Source organism: Pseudomonas sp. UTLPPB19802, from assembly GCF_059730225.1.
In genome coordinates this window covers 367,388-388,735 of the sequence record NZ_AP048545.1, presented here as the reverse complement: position 1 = coordinate 388,735, position 21,348 = coordinate 367,388, and the positions used below count along the sequence as shown (strand labels likewise).

Sequence of the window (21,348 nt, the reverse complement as noted above, 5' to 3'; positions counted from 1 at the left end):
CGCATGGCAATGTGACAGTTAGTCGCGCTCAGCCAGCAGCAGGAGGTTGCGCGGGGTCAGGGGGCTTTCGCAGAACTGGCCGAGACGCACGCGGTAGCCCTGTTCTGCCAGGTACAGCGCGCGGTCGAGCACCAGCCACAGCTCCAACGGCCGGCGGAACAGGCCGCGCAGCAGTTCCAGGTTGCGCACTGCGGCCAGCCGTTGCCAGCCGGCAGCCTCCAGTTGCGCCCAATCCTGCTCGCCGACTGTGGATAACTCTTTGAGCGCCGCCAGGTCGCGACAGTAGTCGGCGAAGGGTTTGTCCAGCCAGGCGCTGGGCAGCGAGGGGGTTGGCAGGTAATCGTCATTCTGGCGCAGTTGGCGTTGCAGCAGGTCGAACGCCAGGCGGCGGGCCATGGAGCGGTCGCGCTGACGACGCACCCTGTTACCGGCCGTGACGGTTTCGCTCAGGGGCAGGGCGAGATCATCCAGGGAAAGCTGCAGGTCGGAGGCTTGGGCGGCGCTGGACAGCGGTTGATAGTGCGCGCTGCCGATACGGTTGTAGCAGCACGGGGCGATTGCCAGTTGTCCACAGCCTGCGCGGCTGGCGAGTTGCATGAGGCGCACGTGCAGATCGCCGCAGGCATGCAGGGCTACCGGCGTGTGTTCGGCGCTCAGGTGCCGGGCGGCTTCGACGGCCATGACGTCCTGCTGGACATGACGGACGGGCAGGTGGTGATGCTGGCTCAGTTGGGCGCCGCTGGCGACCAGTGCCGGGTCGTACTCCAGGCAGGTCAGTTGCTGGCCGGGTTGCAGCAGTCGACGGCCGAGGTGGCCCTTGCCGGAGCACCAATCGAGCCAATGGCCGGGCTTGTGGGCGAAATCCAGGCGGGCGGCGAAGGCTTCGATCTGCTGCCACTTGCGGCCGGGTACGTCGACGTTGAGGCGCGGGCTGGCGGCTGGCAGCGATTTGTCCGGGAGGTTGCCGACGCTGGCCAGGGCGGCGGATTCGGCGGCCAGGGCCGGGAACGGCTCGGGGGCGCCAAGCTGTTCCGGACGGTTGTGGCTGCTTTCGGCTTCTTCGAGGCTGCGCTGGCGGAGCCAGGTGGCAAGTTCCGGGTGTGCGGCTTCCCACGGCAGTTGCAGGTGAGTGAAGGGGCGTGGGCGCCAGAGGTGCTGGTGGGCTGACAGGAAGCTGTCCAGGGCCTGGAAGCGGGTCTTGAGGGCGTGGCCTTGGAGGATGGGAGGCATGCTGGGGTTCCGGGTTGTCAGGTCTCTCAGATCGACAAGGCTTTTTGTGGAGCAGGGGATTTTAAGTCCCCTGCGCCCCAAATCGCATCAGCGCCCCTGGCAGGCGTCGACCCGCATCCAGCGTTCCAGCAGCTTGAACGCCTGCACCAGCAGGAACGAGATCACCAGATAGAACACCCCGGCAGTGAAGAACATGTCCACTGTCAGGTAGTTGCGCGCGATGATGGTCCGGGTCATGCCGGTCAGTTCCAGCAGGGTCACGGTACTCGCCAGCGAGCTGGCCTTGAGCATCAGGATCACTTCGTTGCTGTAGGCCGGCAGGCCGATGCGCGCCGCCCGCGGCAGGATGATGTAGAACAGCGCCTTGGGTCGCGACATGCCCAGTGCCCGCGCGGCTTCGATTTCACCCGGCGGGATGGCCTGGATGGCGCCCCGCAGGATTTCGGCGATGTAGGCGGTGGTGTGCAGGGTCATGGTGGCCGCCGCGCACCAGAACGGATCGCGCAGGTAGGGCCACATGAAGCTGTCACGGATGGATTCGAACTGTGCCAGGCCGTAATACACCAGGAACAGCTGCACCAGCAGCGGTGTTCCGCGGAAAAAGAAGATGTAGCCATAGGGCAGCGACCGTACGTACCAGAGCTTGGAGGCGCGGGCGATACCCAGCGGCACGGCAAGGGCCAGCCCCAGCACCACGGCGATGCCCAGCAGTTCGAGGGTCAGTGCCGCGCCCTGGAAGAACTTCGGCAGCCATTTGATGATGACTTCCCATTCCATTTATGTGGTCCTCACAAAACCGCGAGCGGCACGTTTTTCCAGCAAGTGCATGCCGATCATCGAGAGGATGGTCAGGCCCAGGTACATGAAGGCCGCCACCAGGTAGAAGGTGAAGGGCAGCTTGGTGAACTGCACGGCGTTCTGTGCCTGGCGCATGATTTCTTCCAGGCTGATGACCGAGACCAGCGCGGTGTCTTTCATCAGGATCATGAACAGGTTGCCCAGCCCCGGCAGGGCGATACGCCACATCTGCGGCAGGATCAGCCGGCTGAAGATCCGCAGCTTGGACATGCCCAGTGCGACACCGGCTTCACGATGGCCCTTGGGAATCGCCAGGATCGCCCCGCGGAACACTTCCGTGGCATAGGCGCCGAAGCACAGGCCCAGGGCGATGACGCCGGCGGCGAACGGGCTGAGGGCCAGGTCGGGGTTGCCGAAGGATTCGCCCAGGGCACTCATCAGGTTGACGGTGCCATAGTAGATCAGCAGCACCCAGAGCAATTCCGGGACGCCACGGACCAGGGTCGAATAGGTGCCGCCCAGCCATCGCAGTGGCTTGTACGGGGAAGTCTTGGCCAATGCACCGAGCAGCCCGAGCACCAGTCCCAGGCACAGGGCACAGAGCGCGAGCTTGACGGTCATCAGCGCGCCGGCGGCGAGCGCCGGGCCGAATCCGAAGAGATCAATATTCATGGGCAAGGCAGGCTTTGCTTGAGGACGGCCGGCACCCGCGGGGCTCTACAGGCCCGTCGGGGTGCCGGCCATCGGGGCAGGTCAGAGGATGCTGAACGGGAAGTACTTGTCGTTGATCTTCTTGTAGGTACCGTCGGCGATGATTTCCTTCAGCGCGGCGTTCAGGCGCTCACGCAGGGCGTCGTCCTTCTTGCGCACGGCGATGCCGATCTTGTCGCTTTCTTCCACCGGGTCGCCCTTGAACTCGTAGGCCTTGCCGGCGTCGCTTTTCAGCCACTCGTAGTTGACGTACTTGTCCGCCAGGATGGCGTCCAGGCGACCGGCCTGCAGGTCGAGGTAGGCGTTTTCCTGGGTGTCATACAGCTTGATGGTGATGTCGCTGCCCAGGTGGTCTTCCAGCCAGCTGCCGGCCAGGGTCGAACGCTGTGCGCCGATGATCTTGCCCTTGAGCGAGGCCTTGTCGGTCTTGAATCCGGCGTCTTTCTTGGCGGCGATGAACTGCAGCTTGTTGGAGTAGTACGGATCGGTGAAGTTGACGGCCTGCTTGCGCTCGTCGGTGATCGACATGGAGGAGATCAGGAAGTCGAACTTCTTGGTCTGCAGGGCCGGGATGATGCCGTCCCAGTCGGACGTGACGACGCTGCACTCGACTTTCATCTTCGCGCACAGGGCGTCGCCGATGTCCTTGTCGAAGCCTACGACCTGACCACTGGCGTCCTTGTTGTTGAACGGCGGGTAGGCGGCCTCGATGCCCATTTTCAGGGTTTCGGCCAGGGCGCTGGCGCTGAAGGCCATGGAGACGGCAGCGGCCAGGAGGATTTTCTTGTAGGTCTGCATTCGTGTTGCTCCGTTAGCGGTTGCTGGACATGAATTGTTTGCAGCGCGCCGACAGCGGGTTCTCGAAGACCTGCTGTGGCGTGCCCTGTTCCTCTACCAGGCCCTGGTGGAGGAATACCACTTCACTGGATACCTGGCGGGCGAAGCCCATTTCATGGGTGACCAGCAGCATGGTACGGCCTTCTTCGGCCAGGGCGCGAATCACGTTGAGGACTTCCTGGACCATCTCGGGGTCGAGGGCCGAGGTCGGCTCGTCGAACAGGATGACCTTGGGTTGCATGGCCAGCGTGCGGGCGATGGCCGCGCGTTGTTGCTGGCCGCCGGAAAGCTGGGCAGGGTAGGCATGGCGCTTGTCGGCGATACCGACCTTGGCCAGCAGCGCTTCGGCGATCTCGATCGCTTCGGCCTTGCTCTGGCCGAGCACGCGGCGCGGGGCCTCGATGATGTTGTCGAGGATGGTCATGTGGGGCCAGAGGTTGAAGTTCTGGAATACGAAACCGATTTCGCTGCGCAGGCGGTTGATCTGCCTGCCGTCGGCGGCCACCAGCTCGCCGTTCTTCGCGGCCTTGAGCTTGAGTTCCTCGCCGTTGACCAGGATCTGGCCCTGGTGCGGGTTCTCCAGCAGGTTGATGCAGCGCAGGAACGTGGACTTGCCGGAACCGGATGAACCGAGGATCGAGATCACATCACCGTCACGGGCGGTCAGCGAGATACCCTTGAGTACCTCCAGCTGACCATAGCGTTTGTGCAAGTTGCGGATTTCAAGCGCGGGCGTGGCCTCAGCCATGTGCGTTCCTCATTGTTCGTTGCGGCTCCTGCTGTTGGCTGCCTTCCTGGCGAGCGCCAAGCTAGCATAGGGTTCGAACGGGGTAGGTGGGTGCCGTGGCAGGTTGTCGCATCGGCACAGCAGACTGTCGCCCCATCAACAACCGAACACCCGTTCGATCCGTCTTCACCTTGACCGTCGCGTCAAAAAGGGCGCGATGTTGCCACCTTTGGCCCAGGGTTGGAAGCGTAAACCGGCTCAACGGGCATTGCCTCGCCCTTAAATGGGGCGTGCGGATTGTTTTTGCCTGTTTCCGGTGCGACCGGCGGGTCTGAATCTGGGTGGCTCGGTAACGTTCTGGCTAATAGCCATGAATCTCAATGACTTGCGATTGTCCTTCGGTCGGGTGGCCAGCCCCCGGCAGCCGGAGACTTGTAATATTTTGGCGCAAAATTTGCGTAAAAAATAAAACACGCCCCGTTGGGTTCCTTTTACAAGGTTTCCGGTAACGCGAGGCGCAGAGAATAGCTCTTCATTGCACAGGTAATCTTCCAATGAGCAGTACGCATAATTCCAACAATCTGGAGCAAGGGCTCAAGCCCCGGCATGTGACGATGTTGTCGATCGCCGGTGTGATCGGTGCCGGGCTGTTCGTCGGTTCCGGGCATGCGATTGCCGCAGCGGGTCCGGCAGTACTGCTGGCTTATGCCGCGGCGGGTACGCTGGTGGTGCTGGTGATGCGCATGCTGGCCGAGATGGCCGTGGCCTCTCCGGATACCGGCTCCTTTTCGACGTACGCCGACCGTGCCATTGGGCACTGGGCCGGTTTCACCATCGGCTGGTTGTACTGGTGGTTCTGGGTGCTGGTGATTCCGCTGGAGGCCAACGCCGCGGCGACGATCCTGCATGCCTGGTTCCCCAACGTGGCGATCTGGGCCTTTACCCTGGTCATTACCTTGCTGTTGACCGCGACCAACCTGTTCAGTGTGAAGAACTACGGTGAGTTCGAGTTCTGGTTCGCGCTGATCAAGGTGGTGGCGATCATCGGCTTTGTCGTGCTGGGTCTGCTGGCGATCTTCGGTCTGCTGCCGACCAGCCAGGTCAGCGGTGTGTCGCACCTGGTCGATACCGTCGGCTTCATGCCGAACGGTCTGGGGGCGGTGTTGGCAGCCATTCTGACCACGATGTTCTCGTTCATGGGGACTGAGATCGTGACCATTGCTGCCGCCGAGTCGAAAGATCCGGGCAAGCAGATCACCAAGGCCACCAACTCGGTGATCTGGCGTATCGGCCTGTTCTACCTGGTGTCGATCTTCATCGTGGTGTCGCTGGTGCCATGGAATGACCCGAGCCTGGCGGCTGTCGGTTCCTACCAGACCGTGCTGGATCGCATGGGTATCCCGAATGCCAAGCTGATCGTCGACCTGGTGGTGCTGGTTGCCGTGACCAGTTGCCTGAACTCGGCGTTGTATACCGCGTCGCGGATGCTGTTCTCGTTGGGCAAGCGCGGTGATGCGCCGGCCATGTCCAAGCGCACCAACGCCAGCGGCACGCCTTACTGGGCGGTGATGCTGTCGACCGGGGCGGCGTTCCTGGCGGTGTTCGCCAACTACGTTGCACCGGCTGCGGTGTTCGAGTTCCTGCTGGCCAGTTCGGGCGCGATCGCGCTGCTGGTGTACCTGGTGATCGCCGTGTCGCAACTGCGCATGCGTCGTCAGCGCGTGGCCAAGGGCGAAAAGATCGACTTCAAGATGTGGCTGTTCCCTGGCCTGACCTGGGCGGTGATCGTGTTCATCGTTGCGGTGTTGAGCGTGATGCTGTTCCAGGAAGCCCATCGCGTGGAAGTGTTGGCTACCGGCCTGTTGAGCATACTGGTGGTGGCGGCGGGGCTGCTGGTTTCGCGTCGGCGCCGGCTGCAGAAGGCCGGCCGTGTGGTGCTGAACTAAGCGCTCTTGTTTGCATGGGGTCCTCGCCGTGAGCAAGGGCCCTATCGCTAGCAGGCTGGCTGCTGGCGCTGTCTCGAGCGCCCCCAGGTTTACTCTGCAGTGTTTTGCAGGGCCTGTGATGCCGCCATATAGTCGGCCTGGAAGGCCGGGCTCTCGATCCAGGCCAGTGCGGCCTCTTCGGTGCCTTCAGTGGACCACTGGCGATACTCGATCAGCGCGGACAGGATGAAGTCCGTTGCATCCTCCTCACCCTCCTGCTCCACCACCAACTCCAGTAGCGGGTCTTGCAGGAAGACGCTGCACATGGCCTGCTGGCTGGTGGCTTCTGCGTCGCGCATCCGGATGAACAGGTCGGTCAGATCGACCGATTCCAGATCGATCCGATCGTCGTCCACCGGCAGCGGCTCGACCGGCTCGCTGGCGCGACGGACGCGGTTCTGCTTGGCCTTGGTTTTCGCCCGTTGTGCGCGTTTGTGTTGCTTGTTCTGGGATGCCATGGGCTACGGTGCTTTGAAAAAGGGGACAAGCGCGAATTATCCCTGCGAACCGGGGGAATGCCAAAGAGCATTTTGTCGAGAGGGCAAGATTACTGGCGCTTCTGGCGCAGCAGCTTTTGAGTCGCCACCGCTCGTTCGCGATCCAGTTCCGCACGCAGTTCTTCTTCTGTTGGCAGCAGCAGCTTGTATTTGCTGGCGAATAGTTGCTCATGGCCATGGAGCACCGAATAGCGTACCAGTGACTCGTCTTTTTTCGAGCACAGGATGATGCCGACCGTAGGGCCGTCATTCGAGCCACGCTTGAGGTCGTCATACATGCGCACATACATATCCATCTGGCCGATGTCCTGATGGCTCAGTTCGCCACGCTTGAGGTCAAAGATCACGAAGCACTTGAGCAGGTAGTTGTAGAACACCAGGTCGACATAGAAGTCCTTGCTGTCAGTACTCAAGCGTTGTTGGCGGGCAACGAAGGCAAAGCCCTTGCCCAGTTCCAGGAAGAAATCCTGCAGTTGGTCGATCAGGGCCTGCTCCAGATCGCTTTCCAGCAGGATGCCGCTGTTCGGCAAGCCAAGGAACTCGAGCAGGACCGGATCGCGTACGAACTCCCTTGGATTTGTTTGATGGGTGTCGACGTGGGAGGCGGCTTCGTGTTGTATGGGCTCCCTGTCGCGGCTGGCGAGCAGGCGCTCGTAGTATAGGGTGCCGATCTGTCGCTCCAGGGCGCGGGTAGCCCAGTTCTGATTGGCCGCTTCGTGCATGTACCAATGACGAGCGGTTTCCTCCTCCACGCGCAGAAGGTGGCGGTAGTGGGTCCAGCTCAATTCGTGGCGCAGCGCGTCACACTTTGGGAAGGCCTTGTAGAAGAGTCGCATGTAGCGCAGGTTTGATGCGTCAAAGCCTTTGCCGAATTGCGCAGTCAAGCGCTTGCCAAGTGCAGGTAGTAGGCGTTTTCCATAAGCGGCGCGTTGCGCTCCGGCCTGCTCGAACTCAACGATATGTCGGCCAATCTGCCAACAGGTCTGTACCTGGATCGTATCCACGGCACGCAAGGTGCGTTGCCTGGCCTGGCGAATCAGATCACCCAGGTTCTCGAGTAGCGGGGCAAGTCGGGTGTCCTGATCGCGGGTGGTGATGCTCGGGGTCATGATGGTCTCTTGTGTGAGTGGCATGCACGCAAGAGGATGGCAGTAATCGGCTCATCGGGTTTTGCGGTGGAAAAGCCGGATTCTCCAGGTTTTGTAGGGGGGATCTACTTTTCCTGAAGGCCATCTTGGGGCTGATTAAGTTGTCCGGATACTCCATCGGCCAGCTCCGCCTTTCTGAGCCATTCCAGTGCAATCGGCCAAAGCTTCTCCTGGTATCGGCTATGGAAGAATGCGAAATGCCCTACTTCTGTTTCGCCGATGTCTTCAGGCTTTATGCGCAGATGATGCCGCTCGCTGCTGCTGAAATAGCTCAGTAGGCGCTCTATGGCCGCAATGGTGCCGAAGGGGTCGTCTGTGAGGCTTATGGCGAGGATTTTCGCCTTGACCCTGGGGAAGGGCAGGGAATCGTGCCTGCGTGCGCTGGGGCGCCTCTCGTAGCGTCCGGTCGGGGTGCTCCAGTCCGCCACCACGCCAGCGGGCGTGTCTTCCAGCCAGCCGAGGCGTTTGCCGGGGAAGTAGCCGTACAGGCCGGTCAGGAGCGGCATCAGCAGGTGCCACTTGGCGAACATCTTCCAGCGCGCTGCGGGGGCATAGTCGCGCCAGTAGGCGAACTGCGCGCCGACCGTCACCAGGTGGCGGATCAGTTGTCCTGAGCTGGCCAGTCCTGCGGCACAGCCGCCAAAGCTGTGGGCGATCACGTCGATTGGTTGGCCGGGGAACTCGCGACGGGCCCGTTGCAACATGGCTTCGAAGTCCAGCATGCCCCAGTCGGTCCAGGAAGCCTTGAGTCCGCGCATCGAAGTCGGACGCGATTCGCCGATGCCGCGGTAGTCGTAGGTGATCACGTCGAAACCATTGGCGAACAGGTAGTCGGCAAAGCGCGAGTAATAGCGGCAGCGCAGTGAGGTGGCGGTATTGATGATTACCATCGGGCGAGCGGTCTGGAATTCGCCGTGGCGCCATTGGTAGCCGCCTAGGGCGTAGCCGTCGGCTGCACGTTCGATGAAGGGGCTGGCGATGCTGTCGGCGGTCAGAAGGGTCGCGGGACATTCGGGGGTTGTCATCAGGCAGTTTCCTGGCGTTGGCCGGGAAACCCGTGGACAGGTTTCGTCAGCGCTTTTGTCAGAAGCCGACGCTAGCAAATTCCAGGCAATAAAAAACCCGCACTAGGCGGGTTTTTATTTTCAGTTGGCTTTGACACCACCTGAATCAATTAGTGGTGCCCAGAGACGGAATCGAACCGCCGACACGGGGATTTTCAATCCCCTGCTCTACCGACTGAGCTATCTGGGCAACGGGGCGCATTAAAAGCGTTTTTCGAGGATGCGTCAAGCAAGATTTCAAAAAAATTTTAATTATTACCGGCGCTTACGACTCAAGCCTCGAAAACACGGGATCATTCGGCCGGTGGAACGTAGCCTTCGGCCTTGGCGTATTCCTCGCCGGAAAAGAACTTGTCCATCTCGCCCTGGATGTATTTGCGGTCTTCGCCATTCATCATGTTCAGGCGCTTCTCGTTGATCAGCAGGGTCTGGTGCTTCAGCCAGTCACCCCAGGCTTGCTGGGAAACGTGGTCGAAGATGTCCTGGCCCTTGGCGCCCGGATACGGTGGGCGATCCAGGCCTGGCAGTTCTTTTTGGTACTTGCGGCACATTACGGTGCGGGTCATGACGACTCTCCTGCATTCAAAACGTCGGCGGCGCGCTTGAGCAGCTTTTTCACCGGGGCGGCAAGCCCCAGGCGCGGCGGGGTGGCGAGGTTATACCAGAGCCAGTCGGCCTCGGCCACGTGATGGGCGGACTCCTCGACCCGTACCAGCCAGGGCTCGATAGCCAACTGGAAGTGGCTGAAGGTGTGGACCAGGCTCGGCAGTTCCTGCTGCTGGCGCAGCTCCAGCGAGTGCTGCAGGGCCAGGTGCGGCAGATCATCGAGGTCATCCAGCTCCGGCAGGCTCCACAAGCCGCCCCAGAGGCCGCTGGACGGCCTGCGGTAAAGCAGGATGGCGCCTTCGCGGTTGGCCAGCAGCGGCATCAGCGTGCGCTTCTGGGGCACGCTCTTGCGCGGCTTGGGAATCGGGTAGCGGGTTTCCAGGCCGTACTTGTGGGCTTCGCAGCCGCTTTCCAGCGGGCACAACAGGCAACTGGGCCTGCTGCGGGTGCACAGGGTCGCACCAAGGTCCATCATCGCCTGGGTGTAGTGGTTGACCCGCGTCTTGGGTGTGAACAGCTCGGCGTTGGCCCACAGTTGTTTCGCCACCTTGGGTTCGCCCGGATAACCTTCCTGGGCGGTGTAGCGGGCCAGCACGCGCTTGACGTTGCCGTCGAGGATCGGCGCGCGGATGCCCATGCTGATGCTGGCGATGGCGCCGGCGGTGGAGCGGCCGATGCCCGGCAGCTCGGTAAGCTTTTCGACATCCCGCGGGAATTCGCCGCCATGCTCGGCAACGACGATCTTCGCGGTCTTCTGCAGGTTGCGTGCCCGGGTGTAGTAGCCCAGGCCGGTCCACAGGTGCAGCACTTCGTCTTCCGGGGCGGCAGCCAGGGCCTCGACGGTCGGCAGCGAGGCCATGAACCGGTCGAAGTAGTTCAGCACCGTGCTGACCTGGGTCTGCTGCAGCATGATTTCCGAAACCCATACCCGATACGGGTTGATGCCCTGTTGCCAGGGCAGGTCGTGACGGCCGTGGCGGTCGTACCAGTCCAGCACCGCCGTTGAAAACTGCTCGGCTCTCATCGTTTGAACAGCCCCTTGAGTGCGTTCTTCAGTTCCGGGCTGACCTTGTCGCCGAGCTTCTCATCGATCTTTTCGCTCAGTTTGTTGCCAGCCGCACGTGCGGCCACCTGGCCGAGGCCATCCTTGTCGATACGGCAGGCCTTGGCGCCCAGTTCCAGCGGACCACGGCAGCGCAGCGGCCATTCGATATCGGCGAAGTGTTCACCAACCTGGCAGGCCGGGTCCGGCATGTCGCTCTTGTCGCCCTCGACGATGATGCCGACGCGGTAGTCCATGCCCAGCACGCGCAGGTCGATATCGCCGTTGCCGTTGACGCTCAGGCCGGGAATGCGCACCTTCAGGTCGGGGTTGCTAGCGACGCCGTTGCGGATGACCAGGCTGCCCTTGAGTTCCTGGAAAGGCGTGTCCTTGCCGCGTTGCTCGCTGCTCAGGGTCTTGCGGTTGAGCAGGGCGATCCCGGTGCAAAGCTGCTGTTCCAGGTTGGCGTTGAGCAGCACGCCGTTGTTGAGGACGAAGCTGGCGGTGCCGTTGAGGCTGTCGATCAGCGCCTTTTCGCTGTTGCCGGTACCGCTCAGGTTGCTGTCGAGGGTGACTGCGCCCTTCACCGGCGGCTTCTGGCCCTGGGCCTGCAACACGCGCTCGACCGGCACCTTGTTCAGTCGGGTTTGCAGGCTCAGGCGTGGCTGCTCGTTGCGCACATCAAGGCTGCCCTTGCTCTCGAAACTGCCGTTGTAGAGCTCGCCGCGCAGGCTGCCGAGGGTCAGCAGGCCGCCTTGGCCGGTGGCCTTGAGGGCTGCGTTGTCGATCGGCAGTTTCTTCAGGATCAACTGGTCGAAGTTCAGGTCGGCGTCCACGTCGAGGCTGCGCAGACGCTCAATCGGCAGCAGCCGGTCGTTGCTCCAGGCGCCCTTGGTCGGTGCGTCCGGCAGCGGCGTGGTGCCGGCGACGGCGTTGGCCTCGCTGCTCATGACCTCGGCCTGGCGCACTTTCGAGGCGCTGTCGGCATCGGCCGATTTCGGTGGCAGGTAGCGATCAGCGTCGAACTTGTCGCCCTTGAGCTGTACACGCAGTGACTGTTTGGCGAAGTCCTCGATGGCGATACGGCCGCTGAAGTTGCTGTCGTCGAGTTTCAGGTTGATGTTGTCCAGCGCCAGGCTGGTTGGCGTGCCGCTCAGGCGGGTGACCAGTTCGACCTTGCTCAGGCTGCCATCGGCTACCGGCGGCAGCGGCTGGCCAATGCTGTCGAGGAACTTCATCAGGTCGAACTGGGCGATCGACAGGCCGCCGGTGAGCTGCGCGGTCTTGTCGAGATCACGCGCCTTGAGTTCGCCAATGGCCCGCAGTTGGTTGGCCGACAGCTTGAGGCTGGTCCATTCGGCAATGTTGGCCGCCATGTCCACCAGCAACTGTCCCTGCATCGAAAACGTCAGGCTCTTGCCCTGCAACGGGTCGCCCGATGCTTCGCCGCTCAGGCGCATGTCCTCGAACTGGTAGCGCTTGAGGGCGCGATCGAAACGCAGGTTGCCGGCCAGTTCGGTCCTGGCCCGCAATACTGGCTGGTTGGTGCCGAAGAAGGCGGTCAGCTTGACCGCGATTTCCTTGCCTTCGTGAACCGGGCCGGTACTCAGCTGGATGCTTTCCGAGGTGATCTGGCGGCCGGTCTTTTCATCGTTGAATTCGACCCTGGCGTTGTTCACCGTCAGGCTGTCGATGTCCAGGCGCAGGGGCTGCGAGGGTTTTTCCGTCTCGGCAGTACCGCTGCCCTGTGGTGTACCGGCAGGCTGCTCCGGGGTTCCCGCTGTCGTGGCTGTGGTCAGTGGCCGGCCGATGTCTTCCCAGTTGCCGTGGCCGTCCTTGTCGCGGTTGAGCATCAGGTTCAGGCCTTCGACGCGCACATCGCTCATCTGTACCTGGCGGCGCAGCAGCGGCAGGACACGTACCGAGAGACCGAGCATCTGCAGGTCGGCAAACGGCTTGGTCGGGTTGCTCAGGGTCGCCACGCTGGCGTCATGCAGCTCCAGGCCCAGCCACGGGAACAGGCTCCAGCCGATGTCGCCATTGAGGGTCAGCTCGATGTGGGCCTTGTCGCGGGCAATCTGGCGAATCTCGTCCTTGTAGTCGTTGGGATCGAACCAGTGGGTGAGCGCAAAGCCCAACGCCACGATGATCAGCAACAGTCCGAGAAGTACCAGGCCCAGGATTTTGCCGAACGCTTTCATGGGCGAATCCTTGTGTTGAATCGAATTTGAAGTCAGCTCGCGAGTATAACGCTACGAGGACGGTCGGTTGGCGCTTGGTTGTTGGCGATTGTGAATCGGCCTGCCGGGGAGTGCGCAATCGCCAGCAAGCCGTCTCCGGCGGGGGCGGTGCCCAGCTTGCGCCGGCAGTTAAATGGGGCTGCGGTGCAGTTTGATTACAAAAGACGATATCAGTTTGCTTTATCTGTAACGAGCAAGTGGTAATCTCTCGCCGTTCGCCTGTCTTTCTGCGGCCTATTGTCGCGTTTCGGAGCTTCATTTCAATAAAACGACCCTGCCTGCGTGCACGAAGGTTGGGAGTGAGGTGTGTCCGGCGAATCACAATTCCAATGGGGGAAACACCAATGAGCACTAGCACCACGGCGGGCAGCGTTGCCGCCGAGCCAGCGTTCCTGTCCAAGGAGCGCATCATCGCCAAGCCCGGTTTCAACCGCTGGCTGGTTCCACCGGCCGCCCTGGCCATCCACCTGTGCATCGGCATGGCCTACGGCTTCTCGGTGTTCTGGCTGCCACTGTCCAAGGCACTGGGTATCACCGCACCGGTTGCCTGTGCGCCGGATATCGGCTTTTTCGAACAGGTGTTCTCGTCGCAATGCGACTGGCCGATCTCGATGCTCGGCTGGATCTACACCCTGTTCTTCATCTTCCTGGGCTGCTCGGCAGCGATCTGGGGTGGCTGGCTGGAACACGCCGGTCCGCGCAAGGCCGGTGTGGTTTCGGCACTGTGCTGGTGCGGCGGCCTGCTGATTTCCGCGCTGGGCATTCATACCCACCAGATCTGGCTGATGTGGCTCGGTTCGGGCGTGATCGGCGGTATCGGCCTGGGCCTGGGCTACATCTCGCCGGTGTCGACCCTGATCAAGTGGTTCCCGGACAAGCGTGGCATGGCTACCGGCATGGCGATCATGGGCTTCGGCGGCGGCGCGATGGTGGGTGCACCGCTGGCGACCGCGCTGATGGGTCATTTCGCTTCGCCGACCAGCGTCGGCGTGTGGCAGAGCTTCGTCGCCATGGCGGTGATCTACTTCATCTTCATGATCGGCGGCGCATTGTCCTACCGCGTGCCGCCAACCGGCTGGAAGCCTGAAGGCTGGACCGCGCCGGTGAAAAAAACCACCAACGCGATGATCACCAACCGTCACGTGCACGTGAACGTGGCCTGGAAAACCCCGCAATTCCGCCTGGTCTGGCTGGTGCTGTGCCTGAACGTTTCCGCCGGTATCGGCATCCTCGGCATGGCTTCGCCACTGCTGCAGGAAGTGTTCGGCGGCAAGCTGCTGGGCAACGACCTGACCTTCAGTCAGTTGGACGCCGCGCAACTGGCGCAGATCGCCGCGATCGCCGCCGGTTTCACTGGCCTGCTGAGCCTGTTCAACATCGGTGGCCGGTTCTTCTGGGCCTCGTTCTCGGACTACATCGGCCGCAAGGCGACCTACTTCGTGTTCTTCGCCCTGGGCTTCGCGCTCTATGCGTCGGTACCGAGCCTCGGCCACCTGGGCAGCGTCGCGCTGTTCGTGGCGGCGTTCTGCGTCGTGCTGTCGATGTACGGCGGTGGTTTCGCTACGGTCCCTGCCTACCTGGCGGACCTGTTCGGCACCCAGATGGTCGGTGCGATCCACGGTCGCCTGCTGACCGCCTGGGCCGCCGCCGGCGTACTCGGTCCGGTGCTGGTGAACTACCTGCGCGAGTACCAGTTGAGCATCGGCGTGCCGCGCGCGGCTGCCTATGACATCACCCTGTACATCCTCGCCGGCCTGCTGGTGCTGGGCTTCATCTGCAACCTGCTGGTACGTCCGGTGGCCGACAAGTACTTCATGACCGATGCCGAGTTGGCCGCCGAACAGGCGCTGGGTCATGACAAGGGTGCCGATGGCAGCACCGTGCTGGAATGGAAAGCCGCGCCGGGCAGCAAGCCGCTGGCGATCGCCGCCTGGCTGGTGGTGGGCATTCCGCTGGCCTGGGGTGTCTGGGTCACCCTGCAAAAGACCGCCGTGCTGTTCCACTAGTGGCCACACAGGCCACTAAGCGGTTGTCCTGACAGGTATAGCCCTGACGGCGCTGGTTCCAGCCCGTCAGGGAACTCACCTTCCGTGTTTCTGTTTGCCGTCCGCCCGCCTATAATGGTTGCCTTTTTCGCCCAATGATTTTGCGGAGCTGGTGATGGCCGAACGTAAGGCGTCCGTCGAGCGCGACACTCTGGAAACCCAGATCAAAGCCTCGATCAACCTGGATGGCACCGGAAAGGCCCGATTTGATATCGGTGTGCCTTTTCTTGAACACATGCTCGACCAGATCGCCCGTCACGGGTTGATCGACCTGGATATCGAAAGCAAGGGCGACCTGCATATCGACGACCACCACACCGTGGAAGACGTCGGCATCACCCTCGGCCAGGCTTTCAGCAAGGCCATCGGCGACAAGAAGGGCATCCGCCGCTATGGCCATGCCTACGTGCCGCTGGACGAAGCGCTGTCGCGCGTGGTCATCGATTTCTCCGGCCGTCCCGGCCTGCAGATGCACGTGCCGTTCACCCGCGCCACCGTGGGCGGTTTCGACGTCGACCTGTTCCAGGAATTCTTCCAGGGCTTCGTCAACCACGCCAACGTCACCCTGCATATCGACACCCTGCGCGGGCACAACACCCATCACCAGATCGAGACGGTCTTCAAGGCCTTCGGCCGCGCGCTGCGCATGGCCGTCGAGCTGGATGAGCGCATGGCTGGCCAGATGCCTTCCACCAAGGGCGTGCTCTGATGCAGACAGTTGCGGTTATCGACTATGGCATGGGCAACCTGCACTCGGTGGGCAAGGCCCTCGAGCACGTGGGCGCCGGCAAGGTAATGATCACCAGCGATGCCGCCGTGATCCGCGAGGCGGACCGGGTGGTGTTCCCCGGCGTGGGCGCGATTCGCGACTGCATGGCGGAGATTCGTCGCCTGGGCTTCGATTCGCTGGTGCGTGAGGTCAGCCAGGATCGTCCGTTCCTCGGCATCTGCGTGGGCATGCAAGCCTTGCTCGAGCGCAGTGAAGAGAACGACGGCGTCGACTGCATCGGCCTGTTCCCCGGTCAGGTGAAGTTCTTCGGCAAGGACCTGCAGGAAGACGGCGCGCACCTGAAGGTCCCGCACATGGGCTGGAACGAGGTGAGGCAGGCGGTGGACCACCCCCTGTGGCACAACATTCCGGACCTGGCGCGGTTCTATTTCGTGCACAGCTACTACATCGCCGCCGGTAATCCACGGCAGGTGGTCGGCAGCGGCCGCTATGGCGTCGACTTCGCCGCAGCGCTGGCCGAGGGTTCGCGTTTCGCCGTGCAGTTCCACCCGGAGAAGAGCCATACCCATGGCCTGCAGTTGCTGCAGAACTTCGCCGCCTGGGACGGCCGCTGGTAATGGCCGCGAAGAAGGGCAAGCCGCCGCTCATGACGCTGACTCCAGAGCAGGAGAGCGAGGCTTGCCACAAGATCAAGCGGTTCATGGAAGACCGTTTCGAACTGGACCTGGGTTCGTTCGAAGCGGCTGAAATCCTTGAGCTGTTTACCCGCGAAATTGCTCCGCATTATTACAACAGGGCGATTTTCGATGTGCAGACGCACCTTAAGGAAAGGTTCGAGAGCATCGAAAGCGACTTGTGGGCGCTCGAGAAAAACTGATTTTCGAGTGAAGCTGAAAAAACGACTTTAAGGTTTTCCAGATGCTGATTATCCCCGCTATCGATCTCAAAGACGGTGCCTGCGTACGTCTGCGCCAGGGCCGCATGGAAGATTCCACGGTGTTCTCCGATGACCCGGTGAGCATGGCTGCCAAGTGGGTGGAGGGCGGCTGCCGCCGTCTGCATCTGGTCGACCTGAACGGCGCCTTCGAAGGCCAGCCGGTCAATGGCGAGGTGGTCACCGCCATCGCCAAGCGCTATCCGCACCTGCCGATCCAGATCGGTGGTGGCATCCGCTCGCTGGAAACCATCGAGCACTACGTGAAGGCCGGCGTGAGCTACGTGATCATCGGCACCAAGGCCGTCAAGCAGCCCGAGTTCGTGGCCGAAGCCTGCCGTGCATTCCCAGGCAAGGTGATCGTTGGCCTGGACGCCAAGGATGGCTTCGTTGCCACCGACGGCTGGGCTGAAGTCAGCTCGGTACAGGTGATCGACCTGGCCAAGCGTTTCGAGGCCGATGGCGTGTCCGCGATCGTCTACACCGACATCGCCAAGGACGGCATGATGCAGGGTTGCAACGTACCGTTCACCGCTGCCCTGGCTGCTGCGACGAAGATCCCGGTGATCGCCTCCGGCGGTATCCACAACCTGGGTGACATCAAGACCCTGCTGGACGCCAAGGCGCCGGGTATCATCGGTGCGATCACCGGCCGGGCGATCTACGAAGGCACCCTGGATGTCGCCGAGGCGCAAGCCTTCTGCGATTCCTACACTGGCTGAGGACTGACCATGGCGCTGGCCAAACGCATCATCCCTTGCCTGGACGTCGACAACGGTCGCGTGGTCAAGGGCGTCAAGTTCGAGAACATCCGCGATGCCGGTGACCCGGTGGAAATCGCCCGTCGCTACGACGAGCAGGGCGCGGACGAGATTACTTTCCTCGACATCACCGCCAGCGTCGATGGCCGTGACACCACTCTGCATACCGTCGAGCGCATGGCCAGCCAGGTGTTCATCCCGCTGACCGTTGGCGGTGGCGTGCGCACCGTTCAGGATATCCGCAACCTGCTCAACGCCGGGGCCGACAAGGTCTCGATCAACACGGCGGCGGTGTTCAACCCCGAGTTCGTCGGTGAAGCAGCTGATCGTTTCGGCTCGCAGTGCATCGTTGTCGCCATCGACGCCAAGAAGGTTTCGCAGCCGGGCGAAACCCCGCGCTGGGAAATCTTTACCCATGGCGGGCGCAAGCCTACCGGGCTGGACGCGGTGGAGTGGGCGAGGAAGATGGAGGGCCTGGGCGCCGGTGAAATCCTGCTCACCAGCATGGATCAGGACGGCATGAAAAACGGCTTCGACCTCGGCGTGACCCGCGCCATCAGCGATGCCCTGGGCATTCCGGTGATCGCCTCTGGCGGCGTCGGCAATCTCCAGCACCTGGCCGACGGTATCCTCGAAGGCCATGCCAGTGCCGTGCTGGCCGCCAGCATCTTCCACTTCGGCGAGTACACCGTGCCCGAAGCCAAGGCCTACATGGCGCAACGCGGTATCGTGGTCCGCTGAACACGGGATCACTGGACAGCATGGCAGGCCCAAGCCACTCTTGGGCATGCCATGGACTTCGGTAGTACAGCATGCTCAAACGTCTTCTACTGGCCGTCGCCAGCACTTCGCTGTTGCTGACAGGGGCCGTCAACGCGCAGGACAGCGCCGATACTTCGCTGGTCCTGCTGACCGAGAACTTCCCGCCGTACAACATGGCGAAGAACGGCAAGAACTTCGCCCAGGACGAGAACATCGAAGGCATCGCCGTGGATATCGTCCGCGAGACCTTCAAGCGTGCCGATGTCCGCTACAGCCTGACACTGCGCTTTCCTTGGGAGCGGATCTACAAGCTCGCCCTGGAACAGCCCGGTTATGGGGTATTCGTGATGGCGCGCCTGCCGGAGCGCGAAACCCTGTTCAAATGGGTCGGCCCCATCGGCCCGGATGACTGGGTGATGCTTGCCAGGGCCGACAGCAAGCTCGCGCTGACGGCCCTGGTGCAGGCGCGCAAGTACAAGGTTGGCGCCTACAAGGGCGACGCCATCGCGCAGACTCTGGCCCGCCAGGGACTGGAGCCGGTGCTGGTGCTGCGTGACCAGGATAATGCCCGCAAGCTGATGGATGGGCAGATCGACCTGTGGGCCACCGGCGATCCGGCGGGACGCTTCCTGGCGCGCCAGGAGGGCATCAGCGGGCTCAAGACCGTGCTGCGTTTCAACAGCGCCGAGTTGTACCTGGCGCTGAACAGGGAGGTACCGGACGCGGTAGTTGCCCGGTTGCAGGCGGCGTTGGATCAGTTGCGCAAGGAAGGCAAGGTCGACGAGATCATGGCGCGTTACCTGTAGACCCCAGCGGGTATACCGCCGTAGCGAGCGGGTTCATGTGGCGAGCACGTTTGTGTTGTTAGCAGATTTCTGTGGTGAGCGGGCTTTTGTGGTGAGCGGGCTTGCCCGCGCTGGGCCGTGAAGCGGCCCCAATACCAGGCGACTCCACACATCAGGCAAGTCTGATTGCCTGGATTTGCGGCTGCTTTGCAGCCGAGCGCGGGCAAGCCCGCTCGCCACAAAAACCTGCTCACCACACAAGCCCGCTTACCCTGCAGGTTCACTCACTCCGCAACCCGACTCGGCACAGCAAGGCGCTTCTCAGCGATAGATCCCGTTCCTGCCATGCCCCACAGTGGCCTGGTTGCCGCGCAGGGCAATCATCGAACGGATATCGATCCACTCGATGCCCTGCTCCTTGAGCCTGGGCAGCTCGCGCTCCAGCACCGCCAGCGTCTGCGGGTACGGATGGCCGATCACCACGGCGGTGCCCTGCTTGTGCGCCAGCCTTATCGCGGTCTGCAATTGCGCGGTAATCGCCGGCTCCGTGCGTTCGTTGTCCAGGAACACATCCCGCGACACGCTGGCCAGGCCGATCTTCTGTGCCTCCGAGGCGGCGACCGTCTTGGCGCTGGTGCGGCTGTCGACGAAGAACTTGTTGCGCCGTTGCAGTTCGCCCATCAGCCAGGCCATGGCCACCGGTTCCGCAGTCATGCGGCTGCCTTCATGGTTGTTGATGCCGCTGGTGAAGGGCACGGCCAGGAAGGCTGCCGCCAGGCGTTTCTGCAACTCTTCCAGGGGCAGGTCAGGATGCCAGGCGAACGGCCCGGTAGCCGGGTCCATGGGCATGTGCAGCATGACGATCTTGCCGGCCTGGTGCGCCTCGCGGGCCACTTCGGCGGCGTGGGGGGTGTCGGGCATGATCGACGGGGTGATCGGGCCGGGCAGGGCCAGCACGCGACGATCCCGGGGCAGGTTCTGCCCCAGGTCATCGATGATCAGTGTCAGGTAGGCTTTGGCGGGGGCCGGTGTTTCGCTCGGCGTTGCCTGGGCAACGCCGATCAGGCAGCCGAACAGGGCCAGCAGGGTCCAACGCAGCATCTCAGTTGCCGCGCGTGACGCTCAGGCCCTTGAGCAGGCTCAGCGCCTGGCCCAACTGGTAGTCGTCGTCCTGCAGGCGCGCCTTGCCCTTGGTCGCCTTGACGCTCGGCTTGTCCGCGCCGCCATTGCCGTTGCCCAGGTGACCCTGCAGGTCGGCTTCCTTGAAGGTTTCGTCGTCCTGGGCGCCGGTGACCTTGGCCTGGCGGACCTCGATGTCCGGGATGATGCCCTGGGCCTGGATCGAGCGCCCGTCCGGGGTGAAGTACAGCGCCGTGGTGAGCTTCAGCGCGCGGTCGTTGCTCAGCGGCAGCACAGTCTGCACCGAGCCCTTGCCGAAGCTGGTGGTGCCCATCAGTACCCCGCGCTTCTGGTCCTGCAGGGCGCCGGCGACGATTTCCGAAGCCGAGGCGCTGCCACCGTTGATCAGCACCACCAGCGGCGAGGCGTCGCTTTCGTCGTGGCCGGTGGCCGAGAAGCGCAGTTCCGAGTTGGCGATCCGGCCCTTGGTGTAGACGATCAGGCCCTTGGTGATGAAGTGGTCGACCACTTCCACCGCCGCCTGCAGCACGCCGCCTGGGTTGTTGCGCAGGTCGAGGACGATGCCGTTGAGCTTCTTGTTGCCGTTTTCCTTGCGCAGCGCGGCCAGGGCCTTGGAGACTTCTTCGCCGGTCTTGACCTGGAACTGGGTGATGCGGATGTAGCCGTAGCCGTTTTCCAGCATCTGGCTGCGCACGCTCTTGGTGCGGATGATCGCCCGGGTCAGGGTCACGTCGAACGGCGTGCCGCCGTTGCGCACCAGGGTCAGGGTGATCTTCTGGCCGACCTTGCCGCGCATCTTGTCGACGGCTTCGGTCATGGTCTGGCCACGGGTCGGCTGGCCGTTGATCTTGACGATCAGGTCACCCGCCTCGATGCCGGCCTTGGACGCCGGGGTGTCGTCGATCGGCGACACTACCTTGACGAAGTTGTCTTCCATGCCGACTTCGATGCCCAGGCCACCGAACTCGCCGCTGGTGTCTTCCTGCAACTGGGCGAAATCTTCCGGACCCAGGTAGGCGGAGTGCGGGTCAAGGTTGCTGAGCATGCCCTTGATGGCGTTCTCCAGCAGGGTCTTGTCATCCACCGGCTCGACATAGGCGGCCTTGATCCGGTCCATGACCTCGGCGAAGGTGCGCAGCTCGTCGAGCGGCAGCGGAGCCTTGGCAGTCACGGCAGGAGCGGCTGCCGGGGCGGGCTGGGCAGGTTGCGCAGCGAACGCGTGGGGCGCGCCGATCACGAGGGCGATCGTCAGGGCCAGCGAGGTGAGGCGGGACAAATGCAGCATGTCGAACGAACTCCTAAATAA

At 62.6% G+C, this 21,348-nt stretch carries 21 protein-coding genes and 1 tRNA gene; 8 read left to right on the top strand and 14 right to left on the bottom strand.

What is annotated here, in order from left to right; genetic code table 11:
• Window positions 1–18 precede the first annotated feature (18 nt).
• From AC6I6U_RS01700 to AC6I6U_RS01680, 5 genes are all read right to left on the bottom strand, one after another.
• Window positions 19–1,230 (bottom strand): methyltransferase, encoded by a 1,212-nt coding sequence (locus AC6I6U_RS01700; protein WP_497880361.1) that lies wholly within the window; start codon window positions 1,228–1,230, stop codon window positions 19–21.
• Window positions 1,231–1,317: 87 nt separating this feature from the next.
• Window positions 1,318–2,007 carry an ABC transporter permease gene (locus tag AC6I6U_RS01695; RefSeq protein WP_497880360.1) on the bottom strand — a complete coding sequence of 230 codons (690 nt, stop codon included), beginning with the start codon at window positions 2,005–2,007 and terminating at the stop codon, window positions 1,318–1,320.
• Window positions 2,008–2,700: an ABC transporter permease gene (locus AC6I6U_RS01690; protein ID WP_497880359.1), complete on the bottom strand. Its 693-nt coding sequence runs from the start codon at window positions 2,698–2,700 to the stop codon at window positions 2,008–2,010. It lies immediately after the preceding gene.
• An 81-nt stretch (window positions 2,701–2,781) separates the two neighbouring features.
• Window positions 2,782–3,537: an ABC transporter substrate-binding protein gene (locus AC6I6U_RS01685; RefSeq protein WP_497880358.1), complete on the bottom strand. Its 756-nt coding sequence runs from the start codon at window positions 3,535–3,537 to the stop codon at window positions 2,782–2,784.
• 13 nt (window positions 3,538–3,550) lie between these two features.
• On the bottom strand, window positions 3,551–4,324 hold the full coding sequence (locus tag AC6I6U_RS01680; RefSeq protein WP_497880357.1) for an ABC transporter ATP-binding protein: 774 nt from the start codon (window positions 4,322–4,324) through the stop codon (window positions 3,551–3,553).
• A 533-nt stretch (window positions 4,325–4,857) separates the two neighbouring features.
• Between AC6I6U_RS01680 and gabP the strand changes: the two genes are divergently transcribed.
• Window positions 4,858–6,249, top strand: coding sequence for a GABA permease (gene gabP / locus AC6I6U_RS01675; protein ID WP_497880356.1), 1,392 nt, complete (start codon window positions 4,858–4,860; stop codon window positions 6,247–6,249).
• A gap of 89 nt (window positions 6,250–6,338) precedes the next feature.
• On the opposite strand, the gene AC6I6U_RS01670 is transcribed toward gabP, so the two are convergent.
• From AC6I6U_RS01670 to AC6I6U_RS01640, 7 genes are all read right to left on the bottom strand, one after another.
• Window positions 6,339–6,746 carry a hypothetical protein gene (locus tag AC6I6U_RS01670; RefSeq protein ID WP_497880355.1) on the bottom strand — a complete coding sequence of 136 codons (408 nt, stop codon included), beginning with the start codon at window positions 6,744–6,746 and terminating at the stop codon, window positions 6,339–6,341.
• A gap of 89 nt (window positions 6,747–6,835) precedes the next feature.
• On the bottom strand, window positions 6,836–7,894 hold the full coding sequence (locus AC6I6U_RS01665; protein ID WP_497880354.1) for a PDDEXK nuclease domain-containing protein: 1,059 nt from the start codon (window positions 7,892–7,894) through the stop codon (window positions 6,836–6,838).
• Between the two features lie 104 nt (window positions 7,895–7,998).
• Window positions 7,999–8,958, bottom strand: a complete 960-nt coding sequence (locus AC6I6U_RS01660) for an alpha/beta hydrolase family protein (RefSeq protein WP_497880353.1) — start codon at window positions 8,956–8,958, stop codon at window positions 7,999–8,001.
• A gap of 153 nt (window positions 8,959–9,111) precedes the next feature.
• A tRNA-Phe gene (locus tag AC6I6U_RS01655) sits at window positions 9,112–9,187 on the bottom strand.
• A 103-nt stretch (window positions 9,188–9,290) separates the two neighbouring features.
• Window positions 9,291–9,563, bottom strand: a complete 273-nt coding sequence (locus AC6I6U_RS01650) for an oxidative damage protection protein (protein WP_497880352.1) — start codon at window positions 9,561–9,563, stop codon at window positions 9,291–9,293.
• A complete protein-coding gene (gene mutY, locus AC6I6U_RS01645; protein WP_497880351.1) occupies window positions 9,560–10,627 on the bottom strand; it encodes an A/G-specific adenine glycosylase in 1,068 nt (355 codons plus the stop codon). The genes AC6I6U_RS01650 and mutY overlap by 4 nt, the downstream gene beginning before the upstream one ends.
• Window positions 10,624–12,846: an AsmA family protein gene (locus AC6I6U_RS01640; RefSeq protein ID WP_497880350.1), complete on the bottom strand. Its 2,223-nt coding sequence runs from the start codon at window positions 12,844–12,846 to the stop codon at window positions 10,624–10,626. Before AC6I6U_RS01640 ends, mutY begins: the two co-directional genes overlap by 4 nt.
• Before the next feature lie 383 nt (window positions 12,847–13,229).
• On the opposite strand from AC6I6U_RS01640, the gene AC6I6U_RS01635 reads away from it, so the two are divergent.
• From AC6I6U_RS01635 to AC6I6U_RS01605, 7 genes are all read left to right on the top strand, one after another.
• Complete coding sequence (locus AC6I6U_RS01635; protein WP_497880349.1) at window positions 13,230–14,891, top strand: OFA family MFS transporter; 1,662 nt, start codon at window positions 13,230–13,232, stop codon at window positions 14,889–14,891.
• Window positions 14,892–15,045: 154 nt separating this feature from the next.
• On the top strand, window positions 15,046–15,639 hold the full coding sequence (gene hisB / locus AC6I6U_RS01630; RefSeq protein WP_010453482.1) for an imidazoleglycerol-phosphate dehydratase HisB: 594 nt from the start codon (window positions 15,046–15,048) through the stop codon (window positions 15,637–15,639).
• Window positions 15,639–16,277, top strand: a complete 639-nt coding sequence (gene hisH, locus AC6I6U_RS01625) for an imidazole glycerol phosphate synthase subunit HisH (RefSeq protein ID WP_497880348.1) — start codon at window positions 15,639–15,641, stop codon at window positions 16,275–16,277. Before hisB ends, hisH begins: the two co-directional genes overlap by 1 nt.
• Window positions 16,277–16,537: a DUF2164 domain-containing protein gene (locus AC6I6U_RS01620; protein WP_497880347.1), complete on the top strand. Its 261-nt coding sequence runs from the start codon at window positions 16,277–16,279 to the stop codon at window positions 16,535–16,537. The genes hisH and AC6I6U_RS01620 overlap by 1 nt, the downstream gene beginning before the upstream one ends.
• A gap of 41 nt (window positions 16,538–16,578) precedes the next feature.
• A complete protein-coding gene (hisA, locus tag AC6I6U_RS01615; protein WP_497880346.1) occupies window positions 16,579–17,316 on the top strand; it encodes a 1-(5-phosphoribosyl)-5-[(5-phosphoribosylamino)methylideneamino]imidazole-4-carboxamide isomerase in 738 nt (245 codons plus the stop codon).
• 9 nt (window positions 17,317–17,325) lie between these two features.
• On the top strand, window positions 17,326–18,096 hold the full coding sequence (gene hisF, locus AC6I6U_RS01610) for an imidazole glycerol phosphate synthase subunit HisF (protein ID WP_497880345.1): 771 nt from the start codon (window positions 17,326–17,328) through the stop codon (window positions 18,094–18,096).
• A gap of 71 nt (window positions 18,097–18,167) precedes the next feature.
• Window positions 18,168–18,923, top strand: coding sequence for a substrate-binding periplasmic protein (locus tag AC6I6U_RS01605; protein ID WP_497880344.1), 756 nt, complete (start codon window positions 18,168–18,170; stop codon window positions 18,921–18,923).
• Window positions 18,924–19,223: 300 nt separating this feature from the next.
• On the opposite strand, the gene AC6I6U_RS01600 is transcribed toward AC6I6U_RS01605, so the two are convergent.
• Together AC6I6U_RS01600 and AC6I6U_RS01595 are read right to left on the bottom strand one after the other, a co-directional pair.
• Window positions 19,224–20,003: a divergent polysaccharide deacetylase family protein gene (locus AC6I6U_RS01600; protein ID WP_497880343.1), complete on the bottom strand. Its 780-nt coding sequence runs from the start codon at window positions 20,001–20,003 to the stop codon at window positions 19,224–19,226.
• A 1-nt stretch (window position 20,004) separates the two neighbouring features.
• Window positions 20,005–21,327 carry a S41 family peptidase gene (locus AC6I6U_RS01595; protein WP_497880342.1) on the bottom strand — a complete coding sequence of 441 codons (1,323 nt, stop codon included), beginning with the start codon at window positions 21,325–21,327 and terminating at the stop codon, window positions 20,005–20,007.
• Between the last annotated feature and the right edge of the window lie 21 nt (window positions 21,328–21,348).

Excerpts from the sequence above, each read along its gene's own strand:
- hisA (WP_497880346.1), top strand. The coding sequence starts at position 16,579 with ATGCTGATTATCCCCGCTATCGATCTCAAAGACGGTGCCTGCGTACGT.
- AC6I6U_RS01670 (WP_497880355.1), bottom strand. The coding sequence starts at position 6,746 with ATGGCATCCCAGAACAAGCAACACAAACGCGCACAACGGGCGAAAACC.
- AC6I6U_RS01690 (WP_497880359.1), bottom strand. The coding sequence starts at position 2,700 with ATGAATATTGATCTCTTCGGATTCGGCCCGGCGCTCGCCGCCGGCGCG.
- AC6I6U_RS01635 (WP_497880349.1), top strand. The coding sequence starts at position 13,230 with ATGAGCACTAGCACCACGGCGGGCAGCGTTGCCGCCGAGCCAGCGTTC.
- AC6I6U_RS01640 (WP_497880350.1), bottom strand. The coding sequence starts at position 12,846 with ATGAAAGCGTTCGGCAAAATCCTGGGCCTGGTACTTCTCGGACTGTTG.
- AC6I6U_RS01700 (WP_497880361.1), bottom strand. The coding sequence starts at position 1,230 with ATGCCTCCCATCCTCCAAGGCCACGCCCTCAAGACCCGCTTCCAGGCC.
- AC6I6U_RS01685 (WP_497880358.1), bottom strand. The coding sequence starts at position 3,537 with ATGCAGACCTACAAGAAAATCCTCCTGGCCGCTGCCGTCTCCATGGCC.
- AC6I6U_RS01665 (WP_497880354.1), bottom strand. The coding sequence starts at position 7,894 with ATGACCCCGAGCATCACCACCCGCGATCAGGACACCCGACTTGCCCCG.
- AC6I6U_RS01650 (WP_497880352.1), bottom strand. The coding sequence starts at position 9,563 with ATGACCCGCACCGTAATGTGCCGCAAGTACCAAAAAGAACTGCCAGGC.
- AC6I6U_RS01680 (WP_497880357.1), bottom strand. The coding sequence starts at position 4,324 with ATGGCTGAGGCCACGCCCGCGCTTGAAATCCGCAACTTGCACAAACGC.
- hisF (WP_497880345.1), top strand. The coding sequence starts at position 17,326 with ATGGCGCTGGCCAAACGCATCATCCCTTGCCTGGACGTCGACAACGGT.
- AC6I6U_RS01605 (WP_497880344.1), top strand. The coding sequence starts at position 18,168 with ATGCTCAAACGTCTTCTACTGGCCGTCGCCAGCACTTCGCTGTTGCTG.
- gabP (WP_497880356.1), top strand. The coding sequence starts at position 4,858 with ATGAGCAGTACGCATAATTCCAACAATCTGGAGCAAGGGCTCAAGCCC.
- AC6I6U_RS01660 (WP_497880353.1), bottom strand. The coding sequence starts at position 8,958 with ATGACAACCCCCGAATGTCCCGCGACCCTTCTGACCGCCGACAGCATC.
- mutY (WP_497880351.1), bottom strand. The coding sequence starts at position 10,627 with ATGAGAGCCGAGCAGTTTTCAACGGCGGTGCTGGACTGGTACGACCGC.
- hisH (WP_497880348.1), top strand. The coding sequence starts at position 15,639 with ATGCAGACAGTTGCGGTTATCGACTATGGCATGGGCAACCTGCACTCG.
- AC6I6U_RS01695 (WP_497880360.1), bottom strand. The coding sequence starts at position 2,007 with ATGGAATGGGAAGTCATCATCAAATGGCTGCCGAAGTTCTTCCAGGGC.
- hisB (WP_010453482.1), top strand. The coding sequence starts at position 15,046 with ATGGCCGAACGTAAGGCGTCCGTCGAGCGCGACACTCTGGAAACCCAG.
- AC6I6U_RS01620 (WP_497880347.1), top strand. The coding sequence starts at position 16,277 with ATGGCCGCGAAGAAGGGCAAGCCGCCGCTCATGACGCTGACTCCAGAG.
- AC6I6U_RS01595 (WP_497880342.1), bottom strand. The coding sequence starts at position 21,327 with ATGCTGCATTTGTCCCGCCTCACCTCGCTGGCCCTGACGATCGCCCTC.
- AC6I6U_RS01600 (WP_497880343.1), bottom strand. The coding sequence starts at position 20,003 with ATGCTGCGTTGGACCCTGCTGGCCCTGTTCGGCTGCCTGATCGGCGTT.